At 67.1% G+C, this 17,597-nt stretch carries 14 protein-coding genes, 1 tRNA gene and 1 pseudogene; 15 read left to right on the forward strand and 1 reads right to left on the reverse strand.

All coding sequences use genetic code 11. The features are described from left to right. From N1F89_RS17790 to rpoC, 11 genes and pseudogenes are all read left to right on the forward strand, one after another. Positions 1-87, forward strand: a pseudogene (locus tag N1F89_RS17790) (elongation factor Tu); the annotation flags it as partial. A gap of 89 nt (positions 88-176) precedes the next feature. After that, a complete protein-coding gene (locus tag N1F89_RS17795) occupies positions 177-944 on the forward strand; it encodes a glycosyltransferase family 25 protein (protein ID WP_290085746.1) in 768 nt (255 codons plus the stop codon). An 86-nt stretch (positions 945-1,030) separates the two neighbouring features. After that, positions 1,031-1,106, forward strand: a tRNA-Trp gene (locus N1F89_RS17800). A gap of 296 nt (positions 1,107-1,402) precedes the next feature. Beyond that, a complete protein-coding gene (secE, locus tag N1F89_RS17805) occupies positions 1,403-1,606 on the forward strand; it encodes a preprotein translocase subunit SecE (protein ID WP_290085747.1) in 204 nt (67 codons plus the stop codon). A gap of 27 nt (positions 1,607-1,633) precedes the next feature. Next, complete coding sequence (gene nusG / locus N1F89_RS17810; protein WP_290085748.1) at positions 1,634-2,161, forward strand: transcription termination/antitermination protein NusG; 528 nt, start codon at positions 1,634-1,636, stop codon at positions 2,159-2,161. 126 nt (positions 2,162-2,287) lie between these two features. Next, on the forward strand, positions 2,288-2,716 hold the full coding sequence (gene rplK / locus N1F89_RS17815) for a 50S ribosomal protein L11 (RefSeq protein ID WP_290085749.1): 429 nt from the start codon (positions 2,288-2,290) through the stop codon (positions 2,714-2,716). 4 nt (positions 2,717-2,720) lie between these two features. Next, entirely contained in the window at positions 2,721-3,422 is a 702-nt protein-coding gene (gene rplA, locus N1F89_RS17820; protein WP_290085750.1) for a 50S ribosomal protein L1, read from the forward strand. Between the two features lie 354 nt (positions 3,423-3,776). Continuing rightward, positions 3,777-4,295: a 50S ribosomal protein L10 gene (rplJ, locus tag N1F89_RS17825; protein WP_290085752.1), complete on the forward strand. Its 519-nt coding sequence runs from the start codon at positions 3,777-3,779 to the stop codon at positions 4,293-4,295. Positions 4,296-4,352: 57 nt separating this feature from the next. Further along, positions 4,353-4,730 carry a 50S ribosomal protein L7/L12 gene (gene rplL, locus N1F89_RS17830; RefSeq protein WP_290085754.1) on the forward strand — a complete coding sequence of 126 codons (378 nt, stop codon included), beginning with the start codon at positions 4,353-4,355 and terminating at the stop codon, positions 4,728-4,730. A 197-nt stretch (positions 4,731-4,927) separates the two neighbouring features. Further along, positions 4,928-9,064, forward strand: a complete 4,137-nt coding sequence (gene rpoB, locus N1F89_RS17835; protein ID WP_290085755.1) for a DNA-directed RNA polymerase subunit beta — start codon at positions 4,928-4,930, stop codon at positions 9,062-9,064. 160 nt (positions 9,065-9,224) lie between these two features. Continuing rightward, positions 9,225-13,424, forward strand: a complete 4,200-nt coding sequence (gene rpoC / locus N1F89_RS17840) for a DNA-directed RNA polymerase subunit beta' (RefSeq protein WP_290085756.1) — start codon at positions 9,225-9,227, stop codon at positions 13,422-13,424. Positions 13,425-13,653: 229 nt separating this feature from the next. On the opposite strand, the gene N1F89_RS17845 is transcribed toward rpoC, so the two are convergent. Continuing rightward, entirely contained in the window at positions 13,654-13,965 is a 312-nt protein-coding gene (locus N1F89_RS17845) for a transcriptional regulator (protein WP_290085757.1), read from the reverse strand. Positions 13,966-14,412: 447 nt separating this feature from the next. On the opposite strand from N1F89_RS17845, the gene rpsL reads away from it, so the two are divergent. The 4 genes from rpsL to N1F89_RS17865 form a co-directional block, all read left to right on the forward strand. Continuing rightward, positions 14,413-14,784, forward strand: a complete 372-nt coding sequence (gene rpsL / locus N1F89_RS17850) for a 30S ribosomal protein S12 (protein ID WP_290085764.1) — start codon at positions 14,413-14,415, stop codon at positions 14,782-14,784. A 60-nt stretch (positions 14,785-14,844) separates the two neighbouring features. Further along, positions 14,845-15,315: a 30S ribosomal protein S7 gene (rpsG, locus tag N1F89_RS17855; RefSeq protein ID WP_290085765.1), complete on the forward strand. Its 471-nt coding sequence runs from the start codon at positions 14,845-14,847 to the stop codon at positions 15,313-15,315. Positions 15,316-15,345: 30 nt separating this feature from the next. Further along, the gene (gene fusA / locus N1F89_RS17860; RefSeq protein WP_290085766.1) at positions 15,346-17,436 is read left to right on the forward strand and encodes an elongation factor G; all 2,091 of its coding nucleotides are present in this window, start codon (positions 15,346-15,348) and stop codon (positions 17,434-17,436) included. Between the two features lie 66 nt (positions 17,437-17,502). Continuing rightward, a partial coding sequence (locus tag N1F89_RS17865; RefSeq protein ID WP_032936484.1) for a GTP-binding protein occupies positions 17,503-17,597 on the forward strand: 95 nt, incomplete at its 3' end.

The following is a 17,597-nucleotide window of genomic DNA, read 5'->3' on the forward strand; positions in this document are numbered from 1 at the left end:
ATCGCCATGGAGGAGAAGCTGCGCTTCGCCATCCGCGAGGGCGGCCGCACCGTCGGCGCCGGCATCGTCGCCTCCATCACCGAGTAAGACGGGCAGCCGGGGCGCGCCAGGCGCGCCCCGGCCGCTTTCGCCGGCCGCGCCCGCGGCCGGGCCGGGCGACCCGGAGCGCGAAGCCGATGGCGTCCCTGCCGCGCGCCTATGTCATCAATCTCGACCGCTCGCCCGAGCGCCTGGCGGTGACCCGCGCGCGCTTCGCGCCGACCGGCCTGGCGCTCGAGCGCTTCGCCGGCATCGACGCGGCCGCCGATCCCGAAGGCATGGCGCGGCTCGTCGACCAGAACCGGTTCGAGGCCTTCATGTACCGCCGCGCCCTGCCGGGCGAGGTGGGCTGCGCGCTCAGCCACTTCGCGCTGTGGGAGACGCTGGCCGACGCCGACACCGACACCTATCTGGTGCTCGAGGACGACGCCGCGCCGTCGCCGCATTTCGGCGCGCTTTCCGCGGTGCTCGAGGCGCTGCCCGACGACTGGGAGCTGGCGCTGCTGTCGAGCCGCGGCTGGCGGCCCTACTGGCGCCGGCAGGCGGGGCCGGTGACGGTCGAGCGGCAGTGGCGGCCGAACTACATCGCCGCCGGCTATCTGGTGAACCGGCGCATCCTGCGCCACCGGCATCGCTGGCCGCCGCAGCGCCGGCTCGGCTTCATGTTCGACAGCTGGCGCTACTGGGCCTGGCTCTACGGCATGGCGATCTACACGGTGACGCCGCAGCTCGTGCTGCAGGACACCGAGGTGGCGAGCACCATCGTGGGCTCCGGCATCGGCCGCGCCAAGATGCCGCGCACGCGGTTTCCCGCGCGGCTGAAGTCCTACCCGGTGCGGCTCGCGATGTATCCGCGCGGCGCCTGGCATGCCGCCCGCGCCTGGTGGCGGCTGCGCGGCGCATGATGGCGCATGATGGCGCTTGAAGCGGTGCGCAAGACGGACTAAAAGGCTGGCGCCGTGCGGAACGGGTGTCCGCCGGAACCGGCTCTAGGGGTATAGCTCAGTTGGTAGAGCGGCGGTCTCCAAAACCGCAGGTCGGGGGTTCGAGCCCCTCTGCCCCTGCCAGCCCTGCCGCGTGTCGGCGCGCGGCCGGCGCGGCGCATGCCGGCTCGGGCCGGCGGACGGCCACAAGCCCCTTGCAAGCGGGCGAGAAGGTCTTTATGTAGCGCCGACGGATACGCGGTGCGTGGAGCTGGGAGACCGGCTTTACGCGCCTTTGTCGCGTGGGCGGATGAGCGAACGGCGATTCGCGCGGGTGCCCGTTTCGGCGGGCGTGTCGGTTTCCCGGCCCTCGGGACCAGAACGGAACTCCGGCCCCGCGCCGGAGCCTCCAGCAACAAGAGCGGCAAGAAGAGCGGCAGATGGCGTCGAAGACCACCAATCCCTTCACCTTTCTCCAGCAGGTGCGTTCCGAAACGGCCAAGGTCACCTGGCCCTCGCGCCGCGAGACGGTGATCTCGACGATCATGGTGCTGGCGTTCGCGTTTCTTGCGGCGATCTTCTTCTTCCTCGCGGACCAGGTGATCTCCTGGGCGGTCGAGCTGATCCTCGGCATCGGCCGATAAGCCGGCGACGGAAGGAGACACGCTGACATGACTGCCCGCTGGTACATCGTCCACGCCTATTCGAATTTCGAGAAGAAGGTCGCCGACTCGATCCTGGAGCAGGCCAAGCAGAAGGGGCTGAGCGAGCGCATCGAGCAGGTCGTCGTGCCGACCGAGAAGGTCGTCGAGGTGCGCCGCGGCCGCAAGGTCGACGCCGAGCGCAAGTTCTTCCCCGGCTACGTCCTGGTGCGCGCGGAGCTGACCGACGCGGTGTTCAGCCTGATCAAGAACACGCCGAAGGTGACCGGCTTCCTCGGCGACGCCAAGCCGGTGCCGATCACCGATTCGGAGGCCGAGCGCATCCTCACGCAGGTGCAGGAGGGCGTCGCCCGGCCGAAGCCGTCGGTCACCTTCGAGATCGGCGAGCAGGTGCGCGTGTCGGACGGCCCCTTCGCCTCCTTCAACGGCTCCGTGCAGGAGGTCGACGAGGAGCGCTCGCGGCTCAAGGTCGAGGTGTCGATCTTCGGCCGCGCCGTGCCGGTGGATCTGGAATTCGGTCAGGTCGAGAAGGGCTGACCGCCGCCCGGCTGCGGCCGTGGCGAAACCGGTGGGAGGAGCGGCGGCTTGGCCGGCCGCAGGGCTCCGCACCACCACACTGCAACCGCCGGGCGCCGCCCGGCTCGACGAACAGGGCAGACGAGAATGGCTAAGAAGGTCGCAGGCCAGCTCAAGCTGCAGGTCCCCGCGGGTTCGGCGACGCCGTCCCCGCCGATCGGTCCTGCGCTTGGTCAGCGTGGCATCAACATCATGGAGTTCTGCAAGGCGTTCAACGCGCAGACCCAGGAGATGGAGAAGGGGCAGCCGATCCCGGTGGTGATCACCTACTACCAGGACAAGTCCTTCACCTTCACCATGAAGACGCCGCCGGTGAGCTACTTCCTGAAGAAGGCGGCCAACCTGAAATCCGGCTCCAAGGAGCCCGGCAAGCAGGCGGCCGGCCAGATCTCGCGCGACAAGCTGCGCGAGATCGCCGAAGCCAAGATGAAGGACCTCAACGCCTACGACGTCGATGCCGCGATGCGCATGGTCGAAGGCTCGGCCCGCTCGATGGGCCTGGAAGTGGTGGGCTGAGACGATGGCGACAAAACTGGCAAAGCGCGTGGCCAAGACGCGCGAGGGCATCGACCGCAACAAGCAGTACACGCTCGCCGAGGCGATCGCGATGCTGAAGGAGCGGGCCGTCGCCAAGTTCGACGAGACCATCGAGGTGGCGATGAATCTCGGCGTCGATCCGCGCCATGCCGACCAGATGGTGCGCGGCGTGGCCAACCTGCCGAACGGCACCGGCCGTGAGGTGCGCGTCGCCGTGTTCGCCAAGGGCGACAAGGCGGACGAGGCGAAGGCGGCCGGCGCCGACATCGTCGGCGCGGAGGACCTGGTGGAGACCGTGCAGAAGGGCGAGATCAACTTCGACCGCTGCGTGGCGACGCCCGACATGATGCCGCTGGTCGGCCGGCTCGGCAAGATCCTCGGCCCGCGCGGCCTGATGCCGAACCCGAAGGTCGGTACGGTGACGCCGGACGTGGCGGCCGCCGTCAAGGCGTCGAAGGGCGGCGCGGTCGAGTTCCGCGTCGAGAAGGCGGGCATCGTGCATGCCGGCGTCGGCAAGGCCTCGTTCGACGCCCAGGCGATCGAGGAGAACGTGCGCGCCTTCGCCGATGCGGTGATCAAGGCCAAGCCGTCGGGCGCCAAGGGCAACTACGTCCAGCGCGTGGCGCTGACCTCGACCATGGGGCCGGGCATCAAGATCGACCCGTCGACCCTGTCGGCCGCCTGAGGCGGCCGCTGCGGCGGCGCCTCGGGCGCTGCCGCGACAACCGAATTCCGGGCCTCCGGGCCCGGTGGCCGGCCGGGAAACCTGCCGGCACATCCTGTCCGAGACTGCAGGCGGTTCGCCTTAATTCGCTCGCGAGCCTGCATGAGACGGGTCAGACCGGACAGTGGAGCGGCAACGCTCCAGGGAAAGGTTCGAACCGCGTTTGCCTTTTGCCGATCGGCCGCGCTGCGGCCAAGGCGGAAGGGGGCAGGATCCTCGAGCGTCGCTCGGGTGGTCCTTCACCGGACGATCCGGCGGCAAAAGGCAACCGGCGGTGATCTCGCCTGCGAGGTCTCCGCCAACTGGAGATAGGCAGTGGACAGAGCGGAGAAACGCGAATTCGTCACGCATCTCAACCAGGTGTTCAACAGCACCGGGTCGGTTGTCGTGGCCCACTACGCCGGTCTCACCGTGGCGCAAATGAACGACCTCAGGTCGAGGATGCGCGCTGCGGGGGGCACCGTCAAGGTCGCGAAGAACCGTCTCGCCAAGATCGCTCTTCAGGGGACCCCGCCCGAAGGGATCAACGCGCTGTTCCAGGGACAGACGCTGATCGCCTATTCGGACGATCCGATCGTGGCTCCGAAGGTCGCCAGCGAATTCGCCAAGGCCAATGACAATCTGGTCATCCTTGGCGGCTCGATGGGGACCACCGAGCTCGACGCCGACGGTGTCAAGGCGCTTGCCGCGCTGCCGTCGCTCGACGAGCTCCGGGCCAGGCTTGTCGGCATGATCTCGACGCCGGCAACCAGGATCGCGCAGGTGGTGAACGCGCCGGCGGGCCAGCTCGCCCGCGTGTTCAACGCCTACGCCCAGAAGGACGAGGCGGCCTGAGGCTGTTCCTCGCTGCCACCAGCACCAGTTCGAACTTTTTGCAAAGGAAAATGACCAATGGCTGATCTTGCCAAGATCGTTGAAGACCTGTCGAGCCTGACCGTCCTCGAGGCGGCCGAGCTGTCGAAGATGCTCGAAGAGAAGTGGGGCGTCTCGGCGGCCGCGCCGGTGGCCGTGGCGGCCGGCGGCGGTGCCGCGGCTCCGGCCGAGGCGGCCGAGGAGAAGACCGAGTTCGACGTCGTCCTGACCGACGCCGGTGCGCAGAAGATCAACGTGATCAAGGAAGTGCGCGCGATCACCGGGCTCGGCCTCAAGGAGGCCAAGGACCTGGTCGAGTCGGCGCCGAAGCCGGTCAAGGAAGCCGCCTCCAAGGAGGACGCCGAGAAGATCAAGGCGCAGCTCGAGGGCGCTGGCGCCAAGGTCGAGCTGAAGTAGCGCAAGCTGGCGTTCCGCGGGCGACACGGCGTCGCCCGCGGCGCGTCGCGCGCGGGGGACGTGTTGCGGGGAACCTATTTCCTGAGGGCCGAAAGCGGCTTTCAGGAAACGGGTTCTTGCCCGTTTGAGATGACCGCCGGAGGTGGCCGGCGGGTGCAAGGCGGCAGGCAAGCCGATTGAGGCAGCAAGGAGCGACGATGGCCCAGACCCAGACTTTCAACGGTCGCAGGCGCGTACGCAAGTTCTTCGGTAAGATCCCGGAAGTTGCGGAGATGCCGAACCTCATCGAGGTTCAGAAGGCATCCTATGACCAGTTCCTGATGGTCGAGGAGCCCGAGGGCGGGCGCCCCGACGAGGGGCTGCAGGCGGTTTTCAAGTCGGTGTTCCCGATCTCCGACTTCGCCGGCACGGCGATGCTCGAATTCGTCGACTACGAGTTCGAGGCGCCGAAGTTCGACGTCGACGAGTGTCGCCAGCGCGATCTCACCTATGCCGCTCCGCTCAAGGTGACGCTGCGGCTGATCGTGTTCGACGTCGACGAGGACACCGGTGCCAAGTCGATCAAGGACATCAAGGAGCAGGACGTCTACATGGGCGACATGCCGCTCATGACGTCGAACGGCACCTTCATCATCAACGGCACCGAGCGCGTCATCGTCTCGCAGATGCACCGCTCGCCGGGCGTCTTCTTCGACCACGACAAGGGCAAGTCGCATTCGTCGGGCAAGCTCCTGTTCGCCGCGCGCGTCATCCCCTATCGCGGCTCGTGGCTCGACATCGAGTTCGATTCCAAGGACATCGTGCACGCGCGCATCGACCGGCGCCGCAAGATCCCGGTGACCTCGCTGCTGCTGGCGCTCGGCATGGACGCCGAGGAGATCCTGTCGACCTTCTACGACAAGCACGTCTATGTGCGTGACGGCGACAACTGGCGCATCCCCTATGCGCCGGAGCGCTTCCGCGGCACCAAGGCGGTCACCGACATGATCGACGCCGACACCGGCGAGGTCGTGGTCGAGGCCGGCCGCAAGATCACCGCGCGGCAGGCCCGCCAGCTCGCCGAGAAGGGGCTGAAGGCGATCAAGGCGACCGAGGACGACCTGCTCGGCAACTACCTGGCCGAGGACATGGTCAACCCGCAGACCGGCGAGATCTACCTCGAGGCCGGCGACGAGATCGACGACAAGACGCTCAAGGTGCTGCTCGAGACGGGCGCCGACGAGGTGGCCTTCCTCGACATCGACCACGTCAATGTCGGCGGCTACATCCGCAACACGCTGGCCGTCGACAAGAACGAGACGCGGCAGGACGCGCTGTTCGACATCTACCGCGTGATGCGGCCGGGCGAGCCACCGACGCTGGAGACCGGCGAGGCGATGTTCCACTCGCTGTTCTTCGACGCCGAGCGCTACGACCTGTCGGCCGTCGGCCGCGTGAAGATGAACATGCGGCTCGAGCTCGACTGCCCCGACAGCGTGCGCGTGCTGCGCAAGGAGGACATCCTCGCGGTGGTCCGCACGCTGGTCGAGCTGCGCGACGGCAAGGGCGAGATCGACGACATCGACAATCTCGGCAACCGGCGCGTGCGCTCGGTCGGCGAGCTGATGGAGAACCAGTACCGGCTGGGCCTGCTGCGCATGGAGCGCGCCATCAAGGAGCGCATGTCGTCGATCGAGATCGACACCGTGATGCCGCAGGACCTGATCAACGCCAAGCCGGCGGCCGCCGCCGTGCGCGAGTTCTTCGGCTCCTCGCAGCTGTCGCAGTTCATGGACCAGACCAACCCGCTGTCGGAGATCACTCACAAGCGGCGCCTGTCGGCGCTCGGCCCGGGCGGTCTGACGCGCGAGCGGGCGGGCTTCGAGGTGCGCGACGTGCACCCGACGCACTACGGCCGCATCTGCCCGATCGAGACGCCGGAAGGCCCGAACATCGGTCTCATCAACTCGCTCGCCACCTTCGCGCGGGTCAACAAGTACGGCTTCATCGAGACGCCGTACCGCAAGGTGGTCGACAACAAGGTCAGCGAGGAGGTCGTCTATCTGTCGGCGATGGAGGAGGCCAAGCACTACGTGGCGCAGGCCAACGCCCAGCTCGACGACAACGGCGGCTTCGCCGACGAGTTCGTCGTGTGCCGTCACGCCGGCGAGGTGATGATGGCGCCGCGCGAGAACGTCGACCTGATGGACGTGTCGCCGAAGCAGCTCGTCTCGGTCGCCGCGGCGCTCATCCCGTTCCTTGAGAACGACGACGCCAACCGCGCGCTGATGGGCTCCAACATGCAGCGTCAGGCCGTGCCGCTGGTGCGCGCCGAGGCGCCGTTCGTCGGCACCGGCATGGAGCCGGTGGTGGCGCGCGATTCCGGCGCGGCGATCGCCGCCCGGCGCACCGGCGTCGTCGACCAGGTCGACGCCACGCGTATCGTCGTGCGCGCGACCGAGGAGGTCGACGCCTCGCAGTCGGGCGTCGACATCTACCGGCTGATGAAGTTCCAGCGCTCGAACCAGAACACCAGCATCAACCAGCGCCCGCTGGTGCGGGTCGGCGACGTGGTCAACAAGGGCGACATCATCGCCGACGGCCCGTCGACCGATCTCGGCGACCTGGCGCTGGGGCGCAACGTGCTCGTCGCCTTCATGCCGTGGAACGGCTACAACTACGAGGACTCCATCCTGCTGTCGGAGCGCATCGTGCGCGACGACGTGTTCACCTCGATCCACATCGAGGAGTTCGAGGTGATGGCCCGCGACACCAAGCTCGGGCCGGAGGAGATCACGCGCGACATTCCGAACGTGTCGGAGGAGGCGCTGAAGAACCTCGACGAGGCGGGCATCACCTATATCGGCGCCGAGGTGCAGCCGGGCGACATCCTGGTCGGCAAGATCACGCCGAAGGGCGAGAGCCCGATGACGCCGGAGGAGAAGCTCCTGCGCGCCATCTTCGGCGAGAAGGCCTCCGACGTGCGCGACACCTCCATGCGCATGCCGCCCGGCGCCTACGGCACCGTGGTCGAGGTGCGCGTGTTCAACCGGCACGGCGTCGAGAAGGACGAGCGCGCCATGGCCATCGAGCGCGAGGAGATCGAGCGCCTGGCCAAGGACCGCGACGACGAGCAGGCGATCCTCGACCGCAACGTCTACGGGCGCCTGGCCGACATGCTGGAGGGCACCGAGGCGATCGCCGGGCCGAAGGGCTTCAAGAAGGGCAGCAAGCTCACCCGCGAGGTGATCGAGGAGTATCCGCGGTCGCAGTGGTGGCAGTTCGCCGTCGACGACGAGAAGCTGCAGAGCGCGCTGGAATCGCTGCGGGTCCAGTACGACGAGTCCAAGAAGGCGCTCGAGCAGCGTTTCATGGACAAGGTCGAGAAGGTGCAGCGCGGCGACGAGATGCCGCCCGGCGTGATGAAGATGGTCAAGGTCTTCGTCGCGGTGAAGCGCAAGATGCAGCCCGGCGACAAGATGGCCGGCCGGCACGGCAACAAGGGCGTGGTCTCGAAGATCGTGCCGATCGAGGACATGCCGTTCCTCGAGGACGGCACGCATGTCGACATCGTGCTCAACCCGCTCGGCGTGCCGAGCCGCATGAATGTCGGCCAGATCCTCGAGACGCATCTCGGCTGGGCCTGCGCCGGCATGGGGCGGCAGATCGGCGAGCTCATCGACGCCTACAAGGAGAGCGGCGACGTCAAGCCGCTGCGCCAGACGGTGGAGAGCCTGATCCCGGCCAACGAGCGCAACGAGCCGGTGCGCGAGTACGACGACGAGTCGGTCGTGCGGCTCGGCGAGCAGATGCGCCGCGGCGTGTCGATCGCCACGCCGGTGTTCGACGGCGCGCACGAATCCGACATCAACGAGATGCTGGAGATGGCGGGAATGTCGTCGAGCGGCCAGTCGACGCTGTTCGACGGGCGCACCGGCGAGCCGTTCGACCGCCAGGTCACGGTCGGCTACATCTACATGCTGAAGCTGCACCACCTGGTGGACGACAAGATCCACGCCCGCTCGATCGGTCCCTACAGCCTGGTCACCCAGCAGCCGCTGGGCGGCAAGGCGCAGTTCGGCGGCCAGCGTTTCGGCGAGATGGAGGTGTGGGCCCTTGAAGCCTACGGCGCAGCCTATACCTTGCAGGAGATGCTGACCGTCAAGTCCGACGACGTCGCCGGCCGCACCAAGGTCTACGAGGCCATCGTGCGCGGCGACGACACGTTCGAAGCCGGCATTCCGGAGAGCTTCAACGTGCTCGTCAAGGAGATGCGGTCGCTCGGCCTCAATGTCGAACTGGAAAGCTCGCGCCTCGAGCAGCCGCTGCAGAGACTGCCCGACGCGGCGGAATGACGATGGCGGCGCCGCGGGGCCATGCGCTCCGCGGCGCGCCGATGAGACATGATGCGGTACGGCCCTGGCGTGCGGGGCCCGCGACCGCGCCCGGCCCGGGAGCGCCCGCCGCCCGGCCGCTCAGAAAAGTGGGGTTGGCCGCCCCCAAAAGGAGATCGGCATGAACCAAGAGGTCATGAACCTGTTCAACCCGCAGGCGCCGGCGCAGACGTTCGATTCGATCCGGATCTCGCTCGCCAGCCCCGACAAGATCCTGTCGTGGTCGTTCGGCGAGATCAAGAAGCCGGAGACCATCAACTACCGCACCTTCAAGCCGGAGCGTGACGGCCTGTTCTGCGCGCGCATCTTCGGTCCGATCAAGGACTACGAGTGCCTGTGCGGCAAGTACAAGCGCATGAAGTACAAGGGCGTCATCTGCGAGAAGTGCGGCGTCGAGGTGACGCTGTCGCGCGTGCGCCGCGAGCGCATGGGCCACATCGAGCTGGCCGCGCCGGTCGCCCACATCTGGTTCCTCAAGTCGCTGCCCTCGCGCATCGGCACGCTGCTCGACATGACGCTGAAGGACATCGAGCGCGTCCTTTATTTCGAGAACTACATCGTCACCGAGCCCGGCCTGACCTCGCTGAAGGAGAACCAGCTCCTTTCGGAAGAGGAGTACATGCTGTCGGTCGACGAGTTCGGCGAGGATTCCTTCACCGCCATGATCGGCGCGGAGGCGATCCATCACCTGCTCGAGGCGATGGACCTGGAGAAGATCGCCGGCGACCTGCGCACCGAGCTCGCCTCGACGACCTCGGACCTGAAGCAGAAGAAGCTGCTCAAGCGGCTCAAGGTGGTCGAGAACTTCCTGGAATCGGGCAACCGGCCGGAGTGGATGGTGATGAAGATCATCCCCGTCATCCCGCCGGACCTGCGTCCGCTGGTGCCGCTCGACGGCGGCCGCTTCGCCACGTCGGACCTCAACGACCTGTACCGCCGCGTCATCAACCGCAACAACCGCCTCAAGCGGCTGATCGAGCTGCGCGCGCCGGGCATCATCATCCGCAACGAGAAGCGCATGCTGCAGGAGGCCGTCGACGCGCTGTTCGACAACGGCCGCCGCGGCCGCGTCATCACCGGCGCCAACAAGCGGCCGCTGAAGTCGCTGTCCGACATGCTGAAGGGCAAGCAGGGCCGCTTCCGGCAGAACCTGCTCGGCAAGCGCGTCGACTATTCCGGCCGGTCGGTGATCGTGACCGGCCCCGAGCTCAAGCTGCACCAGTGCGGCCTGCCCAAGAAGATGGCGCTCGAGCTGTTCAAGCCGTTCATCTATGCGCGGCTCGATGCCAAGGGCTACTCCTCGACGGTCAAGCAGGCCAAGAAGCTGGTCGAGAAGGAGAAGCCGGAGGTCTGGGACATCCTCGACGAGGTGATCCGCGAGCATCCGGTTCTGCTCAACCGCGCGCCGACGCTGCACCGCCTCGGCATCCAGGCCTTCGAGCCGGTGCTGATCGAGGGCAAGGCGATCCAGCTCCACCCGCTGGTGTGCACCGCCTTCAACGCCGACTTCGACGGCGACCAGATGGCCGTGCACGTGCCGCTGTCGCTCGAGGCGCAGCTCGAGGCGCGCGTCCTGATGATGTCGACCAACAACATCCTGCACCCGGCGTCGGGCGCGCCGATCATCGTGCCCAGCCAGGACATGGTGCTCGGCCTCTACTACCTGTCGATCGTCAACGAGAACGAGCCGGGCGAGGGCATGGTGTTCGCCGACATGGGCGAGCTGCACCACGCGCTGGAATCGAAGACGGTGACCCTGCACACCAAGATCAAGGGCCGCTTCAAGACCATGGACGAGAGCGGCGAGCTGGTGTCGCGCATCTACGACACGACGCCCGGCCGCATGATCATCGGCGAGCTGTTGCCGAAGAACGTCAACGTGCCGTTCGAGACCTGCAACACCGAGATGACCAAGAAGAACATCTCGCGCATGATCGACACGGTCTACCGCCACTGCGGCCAGAAGGAGACGGTGATCTTCTGCGACCGCATCATGGCGCTCGGCTTCGGCTATGCCTGCCGTGCCGGCATCTCGTTCGGCAAGGACGACATGCTGATCCCGGACACCAAGCACAACCTGGTGGCCGAGACCGAGGCGCTCGCCAAGGAGTACGAGCAGCAGTACAATGACGGCCTGATCACGCAGGGCGAGAAGTACAACAAGGTGGTCGATGCCTGGGCCAAGTGCTCGGAGAAGGTCGCCGAGGAGATGATGGCCCGCATCAAGGCGGTCGAGTTCAACGAGGACGGCCGCCAGAAGCCGATGAACTCGATCTACATGATGTCGCATTCCGGCGCGCGCGGCTCGCCGACCCAGATGCGCCAGCTCGCCGGCATGCGCGGCCTGATGGCCAAGCCGTCGGGCGAGATCATCGAGACGCCGATCATCTCCAACTTCAAGGAAGGCCTGACCGTCCTCGAATACTTCAACTCCACGCACGGCGCCCGCAAGGGCCTGGCCGACACGGCGCTGAAGACGGCCAACTCCGGCTATCTGACGCGCCGTCTGGTCGACGTGGCGCAGGACTGCATCGTGACGTCGAACGACTGCGGCACCGATCGCGGCCTGACCATGCAGCCGATCGTCGACGCCGGTCAGGTGGTCGCCTCGGTCGGTCAGCGGGTGCTCGGCCGCACCGCGCTCGAGGACATCGTGCATCCGGGATCCGGCGACGTGCTGGTCAAGGCCGGCAAGCTGATCGACGAGCGCGACGTCGAGACCATCGAGAAGGCCGGCGTCCAGGCGGTGCGCATCCGCTCGGCGCTGACCTGCGACGTGCGCAGCGGCGTGTGCGCGGTGTGCTACGGCCGCGACCTGGCCCGCGGCACGCCGGTCAACATCGGCGAGGCGGTCGGCGTCATCGCGGCGCAGTCGATCGGCGAGCCGGGAACGCAGCTCACCATGCGGACCTTCCACATGGGCGGCACCGCGCAGGTCGTCGACCAGTCCTTCCTCGAGGCCTCCTACGAGGGCACGGTGAAGATCCGCAACCGCAACGTGGTGCGCAACTCCGACGGCCACCTGGTCGCCATGGGGCGCAACATGGCGGTGCTGATCCTCGACGAGGCCGGCAAGGAGCGCGCCACGCACCGCGTCGCCTACGGCTCGCGCATCTTCGTCGACGACGGCGACAAGGTGCGGCGCGGCCAGCGCATCGCCGAGTGGGATCCCTACACCCGGCCGATGCTGACCGAGGTCGAGGGCACGGTCGCCTTCGAGGACGTCGTCGACGGCCTGTCGGTGCAGGAGACGACGGACGAATCGACCGGCATCACCAAGCGCGAGGTCATCGACTGGCGCTCGACGCCGCGCGGCAGCGACCTCAAGCCGGCGATCACCATCCTCGATTCCAAGGGCAAGATCGCCAAGCTGGCCAAGGGCGGCGAGGCGCGCTTCCTGCTCTCGGTCCAGGCGGTGCTGTCGGTGGAGCCGGGGGCGACGGTCAAGCCGGGCGACGTGATCGCCCGCGTGCCGACCGAGAGCGCCCGCACCAAGGACATCACCGGTGGCCTGCCGCGGGTGGCCGAGCTGTTCGAGGCGCGGCGGCCGAAGGACCACGCGATCATCGCCGAGATCGACGGCACCGTGCGGTTCGGGCGCGACTACAAGAACAAGCGCCGCATCATGATCGAGCCGCATGACGAGACGCTCGAGCCGGCCGAGTACCTGATCCCGAAGGGCAAGCCGTTCCACCTGCAGGACGGCGACACCATCGAGAAGGGCGACTACATCCTCGACGGCAACCCGGCGCCGCACGACATCCTGGCGATCAAGGGCGTCGAGGCGCTCGCCTCCTACCTGGTCAACGAGATCCAGGAGGTCTACCGGCTGCAGGGCGTGTCGATCAACGACAAGCACATCGAGGTGATCGTCCGGCAGATGCTGCAGAAGGTGGAGATCACCGAGCAGGGCGACTCGACCTACATCCCCGGCGATCACGTCGATTCGGTCGAGTTCGACGAGGTCAACGAGCGGCTGGTCGAGGACGGCAAGAAGCCGGCCCAGGGTCAGCCGGTGCTGCTCGGCATCACCAAGGCCTCGCTGCAGACGCCGTCCTTCATCTCCGCCGCCTCCTTCCAGGAGACGACGCGGGTGCTGACGGAGGCGGCCGTGGCCGGCAAGATCGACACGCTGCAGGGCCTCAAGGAGAACGTCATCGTCGGCCGCCTGATCCCGGCCGGCACCGGCGGCACGATGAGCCAGATCCGGCGCATCGCGACGTCGCGCGACGATCTCATCCTCGACGAGCGGCGCCGCGCCGCCGAGGCGGAGATGGCCGACCCGATGCTGACCGACATGTCGGAATCGCCGGCCGAGTAGCCGCGCCGCAGCGCAAATGGACAACGGGCCGCCGGCGTCGCGCCGGCGGCCCGTTGTCGTTTCGCAGCGCGGAGCCGCCGCGTCGTCTCGCCGCATCCGGTCTCGGGCGCTCCGGCGCCCGCCGGCGCGCAGACGCTATAGCGTTTCCAGGCGAAGTGGACACCGGTTCGCCGTTCGCAAACGCGTGAAAACAATGCGTTAGAGCCGTTCTGCGATTCCGTGAACGGCTCTAGAACGGCTCGTCGAAGGTGACGATCGCCACCTCGCCCTCCAGCGCGCCCTGCCAGGCCGACAGGTGGGGTTCCTCGTCGGGCGCGCCCTCGAGCTCGCCGATCTGGTCGAGCTCGGCCTCGGCGTAGCCCTCCTGGGCGAGCGCCTCGAGCGCCATGCGCACCGCGCCGTCGTCGTCGGCGGCGACCACGAGCACGTGCACGCCCTCGCTCGGCCCGCCCTTGCTGCGCCAGACCCGGCCGGTGACGATGGTGACGGGGCGCTCTTCGTTGTCGTTGCCGGGCACGCTGCGATTCGGCGTATCGGTCATGGTCGGTCTCCTGTTCGCCGCGACCTTGGCACGGCGCGTGCGCCATTGACAGGCCAGGGCGGCGTCACGCCGTTCCGCTTTCGGGCGCTGCGGCGCAACATCCTTGCGCGCGGCCGCGGCGCGGCGCGCACGGGCCGGTTCGGTCCCGCAAAACGCGGCTTCGGGGTTGACGGTTGCGGCGGTTGCGCGTATGACCCGCCCCGTCTGAGCCGATGTGAGGCCTTGTTTTTCGGTGCGTCGCGCGCTGGAGGTCGGCCTCAAACAGGGTTCGTTTTACGAGCGACACGACATTGCCGGCATGCACGAAGCGGCTTCCGCTTCCTCTGCTTTTGTTCGGGCAGGACCGCTGGAGGCGGTTTGGGTGCCCGGATTTGCGCATGGAAATGGCGTCGGCGCCACGAGCCGGCCCTTGGCCTGGACACCGAACGAGTAGCAAAGGAAGGTTTGATGCCGACCGTCAACCAGCTGATCAACAAGCCGCGCAAGGCACCGGTCAAGCGCAACAAGGTGCCGGCCATGCAGGCCAACCCGCAGAAGCGGGGCGTGTGCACGCGCGTCTACACGACGACGCCGAAGAAGCCGAACTCGGCGCTGCGCAAGGTCGCCAAGATCCGGCTGACCAACGGCTTCGAGGTGATCGGCTACATCCCGGGCGAAGGGCACAACCTTCAGGAGCACTCCGTGGTGATGATCCGCGGCGGTCGCGTCAAGGACCTGCCCGGCGTGCGCTATCACATCATCCGCGGCGTGCTCGACACGCAGGGCGTGAAGAACCGCAAGCAGCGCCGCTCCAAATACGGCGCCAAGCGTCCGAAGTAGGGGTTTCCGGCTTCGGCGCGTTTCGTTTGCGCCGGGCCCTCATGGAAGAGACGGAAAGACATGTCCCGACGCCACCGTGCAGAAAAGCGTGAGATCAACCCGGACCCGAAGTTCGGCGACGTGGTGATCACCAAGTTCATGAACGCCGTCATGTTCGACGGCAAGAAGTCGGTCGCCGAGCGTATCGTCTACGGCGCGCTCGACCAGGTGCAGGACCGCACCAAGCAGGAGCCGGTGGCCGTCTTCCATCAGGCGCTGGACAACGTCTCGCCGCATGTCGAGGTGCGTTCGCGGCGCGTCGGCGGCGCCACCTACCAGGTGCCGGTCGACGTGCGCCCGGAGCGCCGCCAGGCGCTCGCCATCCGCTGGCTGATCACCGCGGCGCGCAACCGCAACGAGACGACGATGGTCGACCGGCTGTCGGGTGAGCTGATGGATGCGGCGAACAACCGCGGCACCGCCGTCAAGAAACGCGAAGACACGCACAAGATGGCCGAGGCCAACCGCGCGTTCTCGCACTACCGCTGGTAAGAGCGGGACAGGTTCGAAGAGGTTACAGCGATGGCCCGCGACTACAAGATCGAAGACTACCGCAATTTCGGTATCATGGCGCACATCGACGCCGGCAAGACCACCACGACCGAGCGCGTGCTGTTCTACACCGGCAAGTCGCACAAGATCGGCGAAGTCCACGACGGCGCCGCGACCATGGACTGGATGGAGCAGGAGCAGGAGCGGGGCATCACCATCACCTCGGCCGCCACGACCACCTTCTGGGAAGGTCGCGACGGCAAGAAGCGCCGCTTCAACATCATCGACACGCCCGGCCACGTCGACTTCACCATCGAGGTCGAGCGCTCGCTGCGCGTGCTCGACGGCGCCATCACGCTACTCGACGCCAATGCCGGCGTGGAGCCGCAGACCGAGACGGTGTGGCGCCAGGCCGACAAGTACCACGTGCCGCGGCTGATCTTCTGCAACAAGATGGACAAGATCGGCGCCGACTTCTACCGCTCGGCCGAGATGGTCAAGACGCGGCTCGGCGCGACCCCGGTCGTCATGCAGCTGCCGATCGGCGCGGAGAGCGACTTCGTCGGCGTCATCGATCTGATCGAGATGAATGCGCTCGTCTGGCGCTCCGACAATCTCGGCGCCCAGTGGGACATCGTCGACATTCCCGAGGACATGCAGGCGCAGGCCGAGGAGTACCGCGAGAAGCTGATCGAGGCGGCCGTCGAGATGGACGAGGCGGCGCTCGAGGGCTATCTCGAGGGCAACGTGCCGTCGAACGACGAGCTGCGCAAGCTGATCCGCAAGGGCACCGTCGACGTCAAGTTCTTCCCGATGTTCTGCGGGTCGGCCTTCAAGAACAAGGGCGTGCAGCCGCTGCTCGACGCGGTGGTCGACTTCCTGCCGTCGCCGGTCGAGGTGCCGCCGATCAAGGGCATCGATCCCAAGACGGAATCGGAGATCACGCGCAAGTCGTCCGACGACGAGCCGCTGTCGATGCTCGCCTTCAAGATCATGAACGACCCGTTCGTCGGCTCGCTGACCTTCTGCCGCATCTATTCGGGCGTCCTCAACAAGGGCTCGTCGCTCGCCAACACGGTGAAGGACAAGCGCGAGCGCATCGGCCGCATGCTGCAGATGCACTCCAACTCGCGCTCCGACATCGAGGAGGCGTTCGCCGGCGACATCGTCGCGCTGGCCGGCCTCAAGGAGACGACGACCGGCGACACGCTGTGCGATCCGCTCAAGCCGGTCATCCTGGAGCGCATGGAGTTCCCCGATCCGGTGATCCAGATCGCCATCGAGCCGAAGACCAAGAGCGACCAGGAGAAGATGGGCCTGGCGCTCAACCGGCTGGCGGCGGAGGATCCGTCCTTCCGCGTGCGCACCGACGAGGAGTCCGGCCAGACGATCATCGCCGGCATGGGCGAGTTGCATCTCGACATCATCGTCGACCGCATGAAGCGCGAGTTCAAGGTCGAGGCCAATGTCGGCGCGCCGCAGGTCGCCTACCGCGAGACGATCACGCGGGCGGCCGAGGTCGACTACACGCACAAGAAGCAGACCGGCGGTTCGGGCCAGTTCGCCCGCGTCAAGCTCGTCTTCGAGCCGAACCCCGAGGGCGAGGACTTCGTGTTCGAGTCCAAGATCGTCGGCGGCTCGGTGCCGAAGGAGTACGTGCCGGGCGTCCAGAAGGGCATCGAGAGCGTGCTGTCGTCGGGTCCGGTGGCCGGCTTCCCGATGCTCGGCGTCAAGGCGACGCTGATCGACGGCGCCTTCCACGACGTCGATTCCAGCGTGCTCGCCTTCGAGATCGCCTCGCGTGCGGCGTTCCGCGAGGGGGCGCAGAAGGCCGGGGCGCAGCTTCTCGAGCCGGTGATGAAGGTCGAGGTCGTCACGCCGGAGGAGTATGTCGGCGACGTGATCGGCGACCTGAATTCGCGGCGCGGCCAGATCCAGGGCACCGAGCCGCGCGGCATCGCCACCGTGATCAACGCGATGGTGCCGCTCGCCAACATGTTCAAGTACGTCGACAATCTGCGGTCGATGTCGCAGGGCCGCGCCCAGTACACGATGCAGTTCGACCACTACGAACCGGTGCCGACGGCGGTTGCGCAGGAAATCCAGAAGAAGTTCGCCTGATCCGCGGGATCGCGGGCGATACCAGACCCAGTGCCTTGAGCGGGCAAGAGACAACGGAGCTTTCACATGGCCAAAGGTAAATTTGAGCGCACGAAGCCGCATGTGAACATCGGGACGATTGGTCACGTTGACCACGGCAAGACGTCCCTGACGGCGGCGAT

The organism is Aquibium sp. A9E412 (assembly GCF_030398335.1).
Classification (GTDB): domain Bacteria; phylum Pseudomonadota; class Alphaproteobacteria; order Rhizobiales; family Rhizobiaceae; genus A9E412.